A 13229-nucleotide genomic window follows, 5' to 3' on the forward strand; every position below is an offset into this window, starting at 1 on the left:
CTCCTATTCCAGTTGCATACGAATGCCCTTGGCGCCGTTGAGCAGGCGCTTCAGGTGAAAGCCCGCCAAGGCATCGTCGGCATGCATGCCGACCAGCGCGGCGAAGGCGGGCATGGCCGCTGGGTCGCCGGCTTCCATCTTGGCGAAAGCCTCGGAATATAGCGCCGTTTCCGGCGCTTCGAATTTCGCCTGCGGCAACGGCTCGAACGCACGCAGCGGCTCGCTGCGTCCGCGCAACATCAGCTCGCCGACGAGCCGGCCGTGAAACGTCTCGGCCGACTGCGCAACGCTGGCGCTGACGCAAATCCGCGTTCCCAGGTGCTTGTTGGCGGCCTCAAGCCGCGCCGCGATATTGATGGAATCCCCATAAGCCGTGTAATCGAAGAAACGGTTTCCGCCGAAATTCCCGACCAGCGCCGGGCCCGCATGAATGCCGATGCGCGTCGTGCCGAAGTTCACACCTCCGGCTTTCTGACGGGCGCAAAAGTCCTGCGCCCAAGCGTCGAGATCATGGGCGCAGGCGACCGCGCGCGTCGCATAGTCCGGCTGATCGCCGGGCGCATTGAACAGGATCTGAATCGCATCGCCGATGATCTTGGCGACGGTCCCCTCATGCGCGAAGACGATCTCGGTCATGCCCCCGACATACTCGTTGAGCAGCGCGCCCAGCGTCTCAGGCGGCGCGCTTTCGACCAGCGAGGTGAAACCAGTGATGTCGGTGAAGATGGTCGCGACCTCGCGCCACTGCACTTCGATCCCCTCGCCTTCGCCGCTGGCCGCGAGACGCTTAGCGAGTTGCGGGGAGAAATGACGCGACAGCGCAGCGTGGGCACGTTCGGCCTCCGCCTGGCGCCGGCGCACCTCGCGCAGCATCTCGACGTGGCGAATGGTCTTGTCGATCGTGGCTTCCAGGTCGGCGAAATCGATCGGCTTGGTCAGGAAGTCGAATGCGCCGCGGTTCATGGCAGTGCGGATGTTGCTCATGTCGCCATAGGCGGAGACGATGATGGTCGACTTCTTGTCCTCGGCCTCCTGGAGCTTGGCGAGCAGCGACAGTCCGTCCATCCTGGGCATGTTGATGTCGGAAACCACCATGTCGACATGCGGGTTCTGTTCGAGCGATTGCAGCGCCTCGAGGCCGTCGCGCGCGAACTTGATATCGATCAGTCCGTCGCGGATCTGCCTGCGGAACTTCTGCAGGATCAGTGCCTCCAAATCCGGCTCGTCATCGACGAAGAGGATGGTCGCAGTCATGCGGCTTGCTCGAGCCTCGTGTCGATTTCCTGCCGCAGCAGCGCAAAGTCGATCGGCTTGGTCAGCAGCCCGACGGCACCGCGCTCGATCGCCTTGCGACGCGTCTCGGCATCGCCATAGGCCGTGATCATGATGACGGGAACGTCCGGATGGGCGGCACGCACCTTCGGCAGCATGTCGAGCCCGCTCATGCCGGGCATGTTGATGTCGGAGAGAATGAGGATCAGCGAGGGATCGCGAACCTCGGCGGCGACCCTGAGCGCATCGGGCGCAGAGGGCGCGAATTCCATCTGAAAGCGGCCGGCGCGCAGCTCGCGCCGGAACTGCTGCCGGAACAGCGCCTCGACGTCGGGTTCGTCGTCGACGACCAGGATGTAAACGTTCAAGTGTTGCCTCCGGAAGTGCCGCCTGCCGCCATCGTGCGCGGCAGCGTGATGATGAATTCGGTGAATACACCTTGTGTCGTGTTCACGTCGATAGTGCCGCCATGTTGCTTCACGACGATATCATGGCTCATGGAAAGGCCGAGCCCAGTGCCCTCCCCGGCCGGCTTGGTGGTGAAGAAGGGATTGAACATCTTCTCCTTCACTTCGGGCGGAATTCCGGTGCCGTTGTCGCGGATCCGGATTTCGACGCTGCCGCCGAGATCTTTGGTCGCAACGCTCAAGATGGGCTCGAAGGCGTCGCCCTCGCCCTCCTTGCGCTTGGCCGTGGCATAGAAGCCGTTCGAGATCAGATTGAGGAAGACGCGCGTGATCTCCTGCGGATAGATGTCGACTACACCCGCCGCGGGATCGAGGCTGCGCTGGAGCGTGACGTTGAAGGCAGGCCGTTCGGCCCTGGCGCCGTGATAGGCCAGGTTGAGGCTTTCCTCCACGATGCCGTTGATATCGACGGCGCGATGCTCGCCGGAGCCCTCGCGCGAATGCAGCAGCATGTTCCTGACGATGGAATCGGCACGTTTGCCATGTTGCACCACCTTCTCGAGGTTGCCCCTGAGCATGCCGGTCAGCTCGTCGACCTCCTCCTTCGTCTTGCCGTCGAGCGCGGCCGATCGCAGGGTCTCGTTGAGCTCGTCGATCAGCTCCGTCGATACCGATGAGAAATTGTTGACGAAGTTGAGCGGGTTCTTGATCTCGTGGGCGATGCCTGCAGTGAGCTGGCCGAGGGACGCGAGCTTCTCGGTCTGGATCAGGCGGTCCTGCGCGGTGCGTAGATCGTTCAGGGATTGCCGGAGCTCTGCGGTACGCTGCTCGACCTTGTTTTCGAGGTCGGCATAGGATTCCTGCAAGCGCGCGCCCATGTCGTTGAACTGGTTGGCGAGGCCTTCCAGCTCGTCGCCGGTTTTAATCGAGATGCGCTGCGAGAAGTCGCCACCGCCAATCCGCTCGGCGCCGCTGCGCAGCGCCTGGATCGGACCGACCATGCGGCGCGCCAGGAATATCCCGGCGAGCACCGCGAAGATCGATGCCGCTAGCAGCACGATCGCGAGCCGCTGCAACGAGGCGTAGAGCGCGGCATAAGCTTCCTCGACCGGCAGCTCGACGAACATGGTCCAGCCCAGCGGCTGGATCGGAGCGGAGGCTGTCAAGACCTTCTGACCCTGAATATTGTGCGCTTCTTCGATCACAACCGGCATGGTGCCGCCGGCGGCCTGTGCGGCGCGGACCTGTGCGAGGCCGGACATGTCGGTATTGCGAAGAACGAGACTGATATCGGGATGCGCGATCAGGCGTCCCCCCGGTCCGACCACGTAGGCGTGCCCATGCTGGCCGACCTTGATCTGCGACACGACGTCCCAGATCAGCTTGAGATTGACTTCCGCGATGCTGACGCCGGCGTCCTTGCGCGCGCCGGCCAGAGCCAGCGTCATGTAGGGCTCGGAGTCCCTGCGGAAATAGACCGGCCCGTAATAGACCTTGCGCGCGACCGCCTCAGTGAATTTCGGATCGCTCGACAGATCGATCCCGCTGTCGAGCGCGTCCATCGCCAGCCGCGAGACCCGCAACCGCTCCTTGCCCGTCGAGTCCACCTGGGCGAGCTCGGTAATGGCAGGCACCTGGCGCAAAAGGCGCAGCGCGTCGAAGCGGCGTTGCTCGATCGAGCCGCCGGACCAAGGCAGTTGCGTGGTCCATCCGAGCTGGCTCTCGATCTCCTTGACGAACTGGCCAATCTTGGTCGCGGCCGCCTCGGCCTGCTCGTGCTGGACCCGGATCAGCGAAGCCTTGTGTTCGCGATAATAGAAGAAGACCTCGAACAGGCCGTTGGCCAGCAGCGCGATTGCGACGACGGCCACGAACAGCGCGACATATTTGGTGAAGAGCCGAGTCCTGATCCCCTGCCCCGCCGCCGCGCCGGCAGCGACGCCATCAGCTGCCGCGCTCGGCAGCGTTCTGGCTCGCGGAGTATCGCGATGGATCGAGAGGCTCATCCGCGGAACCTAGCAAGAAGACGGGACCTTGTCTCTCGCAGGCGCGGGAGAGCGAAGCACCAGCGCAACGAAAAAGGGCGGCAACGGGAACCGCTGCCGCCCTCTGGTTTGCTTCGCTTGCGGCCTCAGGTCGGGCGCAGGGCCTTGTCGGAGCCGAGGTCGAGATCGGCAATCTGCTTGTTGCGCTCCGAATCGGCCGTCGCGCGATGGTCGGTCGCCAGCACCACATAGACCGCCGGCAGCACGAACAGCGTGAACAGCGTGCCGATCGACATGCCTGCCACGACGACCAGACCGATCGAGAAGCGGCTGGCCGCGCCCGCACCGGTCGCAGTCAGGAGTGGGATCAGGCCCGTCACCATCGCGGCCGTGGTCATCAGGATCGGCCGCAGACGGATGCGGGCCGACATCTCGATCGCGGAGCGGCGGTCGAGCCGCTCGTTGACCTGGAGCTCGTTGGCGAACTCCACCATCAGGATGCCGTGCTTGGTGATCAGGCCGACCAAGGTGAGCAGACCGACCTGGGTGTAAATGTTGATGGTCGCCATGCCGAAGAACAGCGGGATCAGCGCGCCGACGATCGCCATCGGCACCGAGATCATGATCACCAACGGGTCGCGCAGACTCTCGAACTGCGCCGCCAGAACCAGGAAGATGATGATCAGCGCGAAGCCGAAGGTGATCGCGAGCTGATTGCCTTCCTGCACGTACTGCCTGGAGTCCGCCAGATAGTCGTGGCTGAAGCCTTGCGGCAGCTTCTTGGCCTCGCCTTCGAGGAAATCGACCGCAGCACCAACGGTCACGCCGGGCATCGGCACCGCCGAGAACGTCGCCGAATTGAGCTGGTTGTAGTGCGTCAGCGAATTCGGATCGGTCTTGGTCCTGATCGAGACCACGGTCGACAACGGAAGCTGTTGGCCGGTATTGGTCGTCACATAATAGCCGCCGAGCGATTCCGGCGAGAGCCGCTTGCCGCGCGGCACCTGCGGGATGACCTGATAGGAACGGCCCTCGAGATTGAAGCGGTTGATGTAATTGCCGCCGAGCAGCACCGCCAGCGTCGAACCGAGGTTCTGCATGTTGACGCCGAGATCCTGCGCCTTGGTGCGGTCGATCGTCACCTCGACGTTCGGCTGGTTGTAGGCGAGGTCGCTGTCGGAGACGATGAACATGCCGCTATTGCGTGCGGATTCCTTCAGCTTCTCCATCTGCTCATAGACGGTCTGGAAGCTGGCCGTGGAGTTGATCACCATCTGGATCGGCAGGCCGCCGGGTCCGCCCGGCAGCGGCGGTAGGTTGAACGCGAACGCCTGCACACCCTCGATCTTGGAGAGCTCGGCCTGCACCAGCGGCTTCAACGCGATCGACGAGCGTGTGCGCTCGTCCCACGGCTTCAAGAGCATGCCGGCAATGCCGCCCTGCGGGCCGTTGATGCCGTTCAGCACGAAACGCAGATCGGTCTCGGGAAACTTCTGGAATTCCTTGTCGAGCTTCTCGCCGTAAAAATCGACATAGTCGATGTTGGCGTATTTCGGCGCCTTGGTCACCGCAAACACGATGCCCTGATCTTCCTCGGGAGCCAGCTCCTTCGAGGTATGCATGTAGAGGAAGCCGACGAGCCCGAGGATCGTCACGGCGAACAGGCCGGTGATGGCCTTGTAGTCGAGCGAGCGGTCGAGCTTGCGGCCGTACCACCGCGTCATGGCGCCGAACACCCGGTTCACGAGCTTGGCGAAACGGCCCTCTTCCGTGTTCTTGAGCAGCACCGAGCACATCATCGGCGACAGCGTCAGCGCGACCACGCCCGACACGATGACCGAGCCCGCCAGCGTAAAGGCGAATTCCCGGAACAGCGATCCGGTGAGGCCGCCGAGGAAGCCGATCGGCGCATACACCGCCGCAAGCGTGATCGTCATCGAAATGACTGGCCCGACGATTTCGCGCGCGCCCTGCAGCGACGCCTGGACCGGCGTCTTGCCCTCCTCAAGATGGCGGTGGATGTTCTCCACCACGACGATGGCGTCGTCGACGACGAGGCCGATCGCCAGCACCATCGCCAGCAGGGTCAGCAGGTTGAAACTAAAGCCCAGCGCCAGCATCATGGTGCAGACGCCGATCATCGACAGCGGAATGGTGACGACGGGAATGATGACCGAGCGCAGCGAGGCCAGGAACAGGAAGATGACCACGATCACGATGATCACCGCTTCGCCCAAGGTATTCCGCACCTCGTCGATCGAGGATTGGATGAACTTGGTCGAGTCATAGGCGACCTTCATCTTCATGGAGGGCGGCAGGTTGCGTTCGAGCTCGGGAAACAGCGCGCGCACGCCCTTGACCAGCGTCAGCGGGTTACCCTGTGGCGTCGCCTGGACGCCAATGAAGATCGCACGCTCGCCGTTGAAGGCGACGCTGGCATCCGTGCTTTGGGCCGCAAGCTCCACGGTGGCGATGTCCTCCATCCGCACGAAGCCGCCGTCCTTGGCCTTGACGATCATCTTCTTGAACTGATTGACGTCGGTCAGGCCCGTATTCGTCGAAACGTTCGAGACGATGAGATAGCCCTTGGTCTGGCCCGCCGCGGACTGGAAGTTGTTGGCGGTGATTGCCGCGGCAACGTCCGCCGGCGAGACATTGCGGCCGGCCATCTTCACGGGGTCGAGCCACAGCCGCATTGCAAAGGTCTGGCCGCCCAGAATGTCGGCCGAGGCCACGCCGTCGACGGTCGACAGCACCGGCTGGACCACACGCGTCAGATAATCCGAGATCGCCGAGCCGGACAGCTCATCTGACGAGAAGCCGAGATACATCACGGCCGTGGTCTGGCCGGTGGTCTTGGTGACGATCGGGTCGTTGGATTCCTTCGGAATCAGGTACTTCACCGAGTTCGTCTTCGCCAGCACCTCGGTGAGCGCCTGGTTCGGATCGAAGTTCAGCTTGATGTAGACCTGGATCGTCGAGGTGCCGAGCACCGAGGACGAGGTGATGTAATCGACGCCTTCGGCGGACGCGACCGCCTGCTCGATCGGCGTGGTGATGAAGCCCTGGATCAGGTCCGCGGAGGCGCCGGGATAGACGGTCGTGATGTTGATGACCGTGTTCGACAGCTTCGGATATTGCCGGATCGGCAGCACCATCGCCGCACGTAGACCGATCAGCAGGATCAGCAGGCTGACGACGACCGACAGGACCGGTCGCTTGATGAAAATATCGGTAAAGCGCATCGCGGCGATCTCGAATTCTATGTCTCAAGAAGCGTGATCCGGCCGAGCCGGATCACGCGAATGTAGTTGGGTCAGTAACGCGGCGGCTGCGCCGGGATCTGCGGGGCCGGGTCGGTCGAAATCGACACCGCCGCACCCGATTGCAGCTTGAGCTGGCCGACGGCGACGATCTTGTCGCCCGCCTTCAGGCCCTTGATGATTTCGACGCGACCTTCGACCCGGTTGCCGGTCTGCACGAAGGTGCGCACCGCGGAGAGGCTAGTCTTGCCGTCCTCTTCCTTCTTCTCTGTGATCACGAACACCGAGTCGCCGTACAGCGTGTAGTCGACCGCCGTCTCGGGAACGGTGATCACGGCCGGCTTGTCCGGCAGCACCACCGTGGTGGTCACGAACATGCCGGGCTTGAGGATCTTCTCCGGGTTGGCGATCGTCGCCTGCACGCGGATGTTGCGGGTGTCGGTCGAGATTTGCGGCTCGATCGTGGTGATCTTGCCGTCGAAGGTGCGGCCCGGATAGGCGTCGACCTTCAACCGGACGACCTGACCGACCTTGAGGTTGCCCGAGTCCTTTTCCGTCACCGTGAAGTTGGCCCACAGCTCCGACAGATCGGTCAGCGAGACAATGGCGGTGCCGGCGGTGAGATACTGGCCGACCTCGACCTTGCGCACACCGAGATCGCCGGAGAACGGCGCACGCACCAGCTTCTGCGAGATCAGCGCCTCGGTCTTGGCGATGCCCGCCTGCGCCTGGTCGTAGGCGGCCTGGGCCTGATCGACGGTCGCCTGCGGACCGAACTGGCGCGCGGCCAGCTGCTTGGCGCGGTCGAGCGAGAGCTGCGCGACGGTGGCCTGTGCCTTGTAGTTGGCGAGATCGCCCTGCTCCGGCGCATCGAACAGCTGCACCAGCGGCGTGCCGGCTTCGACACGCGTGCCCGGCTCGAACTTGATTTCGGTAACGCGGCCGTTGACGTCGGCGGAGACGTCGACCTGATGCACGGCGACGAGGCTGCCGACCGCCGTGAGCAGGTTCGGCACCACCTCGGACTTCGCTTCAGCCGCGCTGACTGCGGTCGGCGGCGGCTTGTTGTTCGCGAAGAACTGCTTGATCATCTGGCCACGGAAATAGTTGAACCAGACGAGACCGCCGACGAGCACGGCCAGAAGCGTGCCGACGATGATGAACCAGCGCACCGGCTTGACCGGACGCTTCGGCGCTTTGTCGATCGGTTCGCCCGATATCTTGTGTTCGGCTACGATGTTCATGTCATGCACTTTCTGCAATCGCCGTCCTGCCCGCGTCCGTGGCCTGATCGTGGCCCAGATGCGAAGCAATTGCGGCGTCGTTAAGTCCGATACCCCTCAGGAGGAACTCACAGAGCTGCCGCTCCAAATCGTTCGCCTTGCCGTAAGCGAGACAGGGCGTGGCCGGCAGCCTGGTCAGCGCCGCGGTCATCACCACATGATGCGCGAACCAGAACAGGTTGAGCGGATCGCCCGTGCAGGGCCGCGCGTCACCGCTCGCAATCGCCCGCTCGAGTGAGGTGACGAACACGGCCCCGATCAGCGTCTCGATCTTGGCATACAGCAAGCGGGCGAATTCGCCATCATCCAAATGGCTCGTGGCCATCAGTCGCAGGCGCTGCGCCTCTTCCTGGTCGGGCCCGTCCGCGATCGCGAGGAAATGCTGCACCATGCCGCGGATCAGCTCCACCAGGGCCGCCGTCGACGGCTCCCGTTCGAGCAGCTCCATCAGGGCCGGATCGGCCTCGCATTCGTCGCTCAGGATCTCGGCGTAGAGCGCCGCCTTGGACGGGAAATGCTTGAACAGCAGCGCCTCGGAAATGGCAGCGGCGGCCGCCACGCTCTTGGTCGTGGTGCCGTTATAGCCGTGTCGGGCAAAGCAGCGTTTCGCGGCACCGAGGATCAACTGACGCCTCAGGTCGCTCGTCATACGCAATGAGCTCATGGTGGGTGAGTAAGCACTCACCCACGCAAAAGTCAAGCACTATGCTGCATCGCAACCTCTAGATTCGGTAGAAGTCGCCTGAGTACACGGCCTCCGTGCAGGACGGAGGCGCCAACCGGCCTCCTAGATTGGCTGGAAGCCGAGGTCACCACGGATCCGGTTGACGATGTAAGTCCCGTCCCGGGTCGGCAGGATCCGCTCCAGATTGGCGCTGTCGATCTTCACATTGGCAAAGCGGGGCCCGGCCGAGACGTCGTGGACCGCCTTGGCGAAGGCCTCCACCTCCGCCATGGTCGAGATCGACTGGCTGTCGGCAATGCCGCATGCCTTGGCGACGCCGACGAGGTCGGCGGCGGCGGAGGTGTGGCTGGTCTGGCCGCCGGTCTCGCCATAGGCCTCGTTGTCGAGCACCACGATGGAGAGGTTGGACGGTTTCTGCAGAGCGATGGTGGCAAGGCTGCCCATGCCCATCAGCATCTCGCCGTCGCCTGTGATGACCAGCACCGGCAGCTTCGGCTGCGCCAGCGCCAGCCCGAGACCGATCATCGCGGCGCCGCCCATGCCGCCCCAGAGATAGAAGTTGCGGGCGTGGTCGCCGGCCGCGCACATGTCGTTGGTGGAGGCACCCAGGCCTCCGATCGCGACGACGTCCTTGCGGTTCGCCAGTAGCGCGGAGACCACTTGGCGCCGGTCGAGGAGATTGGCCTTGCTCATTTGGTGAAAACCTTGGCGCCGATCAGGCGCTGCGACAGAAGGACGGCGGTGGGGGTGAGCGCGTTGAAGGCCTGCGACGCGGCCGCCTCCAGCACGGCCGACACCTCGGCTGCGTGGGAGGCGCGCAGCACCTGGACGCCGGAGAGTTCGAACACGCCTTGCGTGGTCGATCCCATCGGCACCTGCCAAGGATTGAACTCACCCCACTCGCCGCGCATGGTCACGAGCGTGAGGAACGGAAAGCGCAGGATCGGGATCAGCGACAGCATGTTGATGCAATTGCCGACGCCGCTCGACTGCATCAGCAGCACGCCGCGCTGCCCGCCGGTCCAGGCGCCCGCCAAAAGCGCAACGCCCTCCTCCTCCGTCGTCAGCGGAATGCCGCGCATCGTCGAGGAGTCCAGCACGCGCTGGATCAGCTTGGAATGGCCGGCGTCGGGCACGTAAGGCACCTGCCGGACGTCGAAGCGTTGCAATGTCGCGAAAATATCGTCGGGCCAACTCGGGGCCGTGTCGGGAGCGTCAGCGCGCGCGTGCATTTTCCTGTCCGGTCGGCTAGCAGTGTTTCGAAGACTGTAGACGCATGCACGTGTCGACCAGAACAACAAAAACGGCATATCGGCTTTAACCGGCGAGTATAACGGGATGAACGCAGATGCGAAGGCGCTGGCGGCAAGCTTCGATCTCGAGAAGCTGACGCCCGAGTTCTACGACAACCCCTATCCGACCTATCGTGCACTGCGGGAGAACGAGCCGGTCAAGCGCCTGCGCAACGGCACCGTGTTCCTGACCCGCTACGACGATCTCGTCACCACCTACAAGAACACGAAGTCGTTCAGCTCGGACAAGAAACGCGAGTTCGCGCCGAAATACGGCGACACGCCGCTTTACGAGCACCACACCACGAGCCTCGTCTTCAACGATCCGCCCGCGCATACGCGCGTGCGGCGCCTGATCATGGGCGCGCTGTCGCCGCGCGCGATCGCGGGGATGGAGGGCGATCTCATCAAGCTGGTCGACGGTCTGCTCAATGCGATCGCCGCCAAGGGCGCTTGCGAGCTGATCGAGGATTTCGCCGCGTCCATTCCGATCGAAGTCATCGGCAATCTGCTCGACGTGCCTCACGACGAGCGCCGACCGCTGCGCGACTGGTCGCTAGCAATCCTCGGCGCGCTCGAGCCGGTGGTGTCGCCGGAAGCGGCTACGCGCGGCAACAAGGCGGTGACGGACTTCCTCGCCTATCTCGAAACGCTGGTCGCGCGCCGGCGCGCGAGGCCCGGCAACCCTGATCGCGACGTGCTGACGCGCCTGATCCAGGGAGAAGAGAACGGCGAGCGGCTGACCGAGAAGGAACTGCTGCACAATTGCATCTTCCTGCTCAATGCCGGCCACGAGACCACGACCAATCTGATCGGCAACGGCCTCGTCGCACTGGACCGCAATCCCGACCAGAAACAGCGCCTGATCGACCATCCCGACCTGATCAAGACCGCGGTCGAGGAGATGCTGCGCTACGAAAGCTCGAACCAGCTCGGCAACCGCATGACCACCGAGAAGATCGAGCTCGGCGGCGTCATGCTCGAGGCCGGCACCTCGGTGACGCTGTGCATCGGCGCGGCCAACCGCGACCCCGCGCAGTTTGCGGACCCCGAACGCTTCGACATTGGCCGCACGCCGAACCGGCACCTCGCCTTCGCCACCGGCGCGCATCAATGCGCGGGCATGGCGCTGGCACGGCTGGAGGGCGCCGTCGCGATCTCACGCTTCCTGGCGCGCTTCCCGAACTATGCCGTCAGCGGGGCGCCGGTGCGCGGCGGACGGGTTCGGTTTCGGGGCTTTTTGAGCGTGCCCTGCGCGCTTCGCTGAGGGGCGACAACAAACTACGAAAACAACCCCATGCACAGTAGAGCGTGGGTCGGAGGACGACGTGCTGTCATGCGGCAGAACCATCTGAGATTTCGGGCAAATCAGGCCGCGCCGCGCCATCGGACGCATCAGGGCTTCCGAGCGGGCAGACCGGTACCCACATCAGTTTGAGCGCGGCCGTGCGGCCGGTTGGCGCCGGCGCGCAGCAATGGAGTGACGGCAGATGAGCGCGTCGGTCATTGATTTCGTTGCTACGGAAGCACGCTTTGGCGCCCATAATTACGAGCCGATCGGCGTCGTCCTGTCGCGCGGCGAAGGTGTCTGGGTCTGGGATACCGAAGACAACCGCTACCTCGATTGCCTCTCGGCCTACTCGGCGGTCAGCCAGGGCCACTGCCACCCCAAGATCCTGGCGGCGATGGTGGAACAGGCGCACAGGCTGACGCTCACCTCGCGTGCCTTCCACAACGACCAACTCGCGCCCTTCTACGAAGAGATCGCGGCGCTGACCGGCTCCCACAAGGTGCTGCCGATGAACAGCGGCGCCGAGGCGGTCGAAAGCGCGGTCAAGTCGGTCCGCAAATGGGGCTATGAAGTAAAGGGCGTGCCTGACGGCCAGGCCGAGATCATCGTCTGCGCCAATAATTTCCACGGACGCACGCTGGGCATCGTCGGCTTTTCAACCGACCCCGAGACACGCACGCACTTCGGCCCGTTCGCGCCAGGCTTCAGGATCGTCCCGTTCGGCGACGCCGCGGCGCTGGAAGCCGCCATCACGCCAAACACCGTCGCCTTCCTGGTCGAGCCGATCCAAGGCGAAGCCGGTGTCATCATTCCCCCATCCGGCTATTTCACTGAGGTGCGGGAGCTCTGCACCGCCAACAACGTGATGCTGGTGCTCGACGAGATCCAGACCGGGCTCGGCCGCACCGGCAAGCTGCTCGCCGAACAGCACGAGGAAATCGAGGCTGACGTGACGCTGCTCGGCAAAGCCCTGTCCGGCGGCTTCTATCCGGTGTCGGCCGTGCTCTCGAACACCGACGTGCTCGGGACGTTGAGGCCCGGGCAACACGGTTCGACCTTCGGCGGCAACCCGCTCGCCTGCGCCGTGGCGCGCGCGGCGATGCGCGTGCTGATCGAGGAAGGCATGATCGAGAACGCGGCCAGGCAGGGCGCGCGCTTCCTGGACGGCTTGAGGGATATCCGCGCCAACACGATCCGCGAGGTGCGTGGCCGCGGCTTGATGCTGGCGGTCGAGCTTCATCCCAAGGCCGGGCGGGCACGTCGCTACTGCGAGGCGCTTCAGGGCAAGGGCATCCTCGCCAAGGATACCCATGAGCATACGATCCGCATCGCCCCGCCGCTGGTGATCACAACCGACCAGGTCGACTGGGCGCTGGAGCGGTTCGCTGCGATCCTGACGCAGGATTTCTCTTGAGCTGCCTGCGTCGGAAGATCGCAATGCCGGCCGTGGCCAAGAACGAACGATTGCGCCGTCTGCGCGTTGAAAGTCGTGGGCGATTACGAGTTGGGAGCTAGGATCATGCTTCCGCGTGGCGTTTGCCTGACGGCTGTTTTGGTTGGCGTCTCGATGCTGACGACGAGCGCGCCGGCCCAGGGACCCCTCGGACACGGACGGGGTGGAGGACCACCAGGGCCAGCCGCAGCGCCGCCAGCAGGACCACCGGCCATGGCCCGACCGGCAGCACCACCTGCTATGGCTCGTCCGGCAGCACCACCGGCCATGGCTCGCCCGGCAGCGCCGCCTGCCATGG

The 13229-nt window shown here is 64.2% G+C and carries 10 protein-coding genes; 2 read left to right on the plus strand and 8 right to left on the minus strand.

Going from position 1 to position 13229, the window contains the following annotated elements:
- Positions 1–3 precede the first annotated feature (3 nt).
- The 8 genes from SE91_RS21470 to SE91_RS21505 all read right to left on the minus strand — a co-directional run bounded on the left by SE91_RS21470 (position 4) and on the right by SE91_RS21505 (position 10127).
- A complete protein-coding gene (locus SE91_RS21470; protein WP_061849016.1) occupies positions 4–1254 on the minus strand; it encodes an adenylate/guanylate cyclase domain-containing protein in 1251 nt (416 codons plus the stop codon).
- A complete protein-coding gene (locus tag SE91_RS21475) occupies positions 1251–1640 on the minus strand; it encodes a response regulator (RefSeq protein ID WP_008550277.1) in 390 nt (129 codons plus the stop codon). The genes SE91_RS21470 and SE91_RS21475 overlap by 4 nt, the downstream gene beginning before the upstream one ends.
- On the minus strand, positions 1637–3685 hold the full coding sequence (locus SE91_RS21480) for a sensor histidine kinase (RefSeq protein ID WP_061849017.1): 2049 nt from the start codon (positions 3683–3685) through the stop codon (positions 1637–1639). Before SE91_RS21480 ends, SE91_RS21475 begins: the two co-directional genes overlap by 4 nt.
- A gap of 125 nt (positions 3686–3810) precedes the next feature.
- Positions 3811–6909: a MexW/MexI family multidrug efflux RND transporter permease subunit gene (locus SE91_RS21485; protein ID WP_008550299.1), complete on the minus strand. Its 3099-nt coding sequence runs from the start codon at positions 6907–6909 to the stop codon at positions 3811–3813.
- A gap of 71 nt (positions 6910–6980) precedes the next feature.
- The gene (locus SE91_RS21490) at positions 6981–8171 is read right to left on the minus strand and encodes an efflux RND transporter periplasmic adaptor subunit (RefSeq protein WP_008550301.1); all 1191 of its coding nucleotides are present in this window, start codon (positions 8169–8171) and stop codon (positions 6981–6983) included.
- Between the two features lies 1 nt (position 8172).
- A complete protein-coding gene (locus SE91_RS21495) occupies positions 8173–8859 on the minus strand; it encodes a TetR/AcrR family transcriptional regulator (RefSeq protein WP_060735451.1) in 687 nt (228 codons plus the stop codon).
- Between the two features lie 138 nt (positions 8860–8997).
- Positions 8998–9588 carry a thiamine pyrophosphate-dependent enzyme gene (locus SE91_RS21500; protein ID WP_061849018.1) on the minus strand — a complete coding sequence of 197 codons (591 nt, stop codon included), beginning with the start codon at positions 9586–9588 and terminating at the stop codon, positions 8998–9000.
- Entirely contained in the window at positions 9585–10127 is a 543-nt protein-coding gene (locus SE91_RS21505; protein WP_061849019.1) for a phosphonopyruvate decarboxylase, read from the minus strand. The genes SE91_RS21500 and SE91_RS21505 overlap by 4 nt, the downstream gene beginning before the upstream one ends.
- A 106-nt stretch (positions 10128–10233) precedes the next feature.
- Here SE91_RS21505 and SE91_RS21510 point away from each other — a divergent pair, with 106 nt between their 5' ends.
- Together SE91_RS21510 and rocD are read left to right on the plus strand one after the other, a co-directional pair.
- Positions 10234–11454, plus strand: coding sequence for a cytochrome P450 (locus SE91_RS21510; protein WP_061849020.1), 1221 nt, complete (start codon positions 10234–10236; stop codon positions 11452–11454).
- Positions 11455–11677: 223 nt separating this feature from the next.
- Complete coding sequence (rocD, locus tag SE91_RS21515; RefSeq protein ID WP_061849021.1) at positions 11678–12892, plus strand: ornithine--oxo-acid transaminase; 1215 nt, start codon at positions 11678–11680, stop codon at positions 12890–12892.
- Positions 12893–13229: the final 337 nt, after the last annotated feature.

The organism is Bradyrhizobium sp. DOA1 (assembly GCF_001593325.1).
GTDB lineage: Bacteria > Pseudomonadota > Alphaproteobacteria > Rhizobiales > Xanthobacteraceae > Bradyrhizobium.

Coding starts and splice junctions, on each gene's coding strand:
- SE91_RS21500 (WP_061849018.1), bottom strand. CDS start 9,588: ATGAGCAAGGCCAATCTCCTCGACCGGCGCCAAGTGGTCTCCGCGCTA.
- SE91_RS21505 (WP_061849019.1), bottom strand. CDS start 10,127: ATGCACGCGCGCGCTGACGCTCCCGACACGGCCCCGAGTTGGCCCGAC.
- SE91_RS21510 (WP_061849020.1), top strand. CDS start 10,234: ATGAACGCAGATGCGAAGGCGCTGGCGGCAAGCTTCGATCTCGAGAAG.
- SE91_RS21470 (WP_061849016.1), bottom strand. CDS start 1,254: ATGACTGCGACCATCCTCTTCGTCGATGACGAGCCGGATTTGGAGGCA.
- SE91_RS21480 (WP_061849017.1), bottom strand. CDS start 3,685: ATGAGCCTCTCGATCCATCGCGATACTCCGCGAGCCAGAACGCTGCCG.
- SE91_RS21495 (WP_060735451.1), bottom strand. CDS start 8,859: ATGACGAGCGACCTGAGGCGTCAGTTGATCCTCGGTGCCGCGAAACGC.
- SE91_RS21490 (WP_008550301.1), bottom strand. CDS start 8,171: ATGAACATCGTAGCCGAACACAAGATATCGGGCGAACCGATCGACAAA.
- rocD (WP_061849021.1), top strand. CDS start 11,678: ATGAGCGCGTCGGTCATTGATTTCGTTGCTACGGAAGCACGCTTTGGC.
- SE91_RS21485 (WP_008550299.1), bottom strand. CDS start 6,909: ATGCGCTTTACCGATATTTTCATCAAGCGACCGGTCCTGTCGGTCGTC.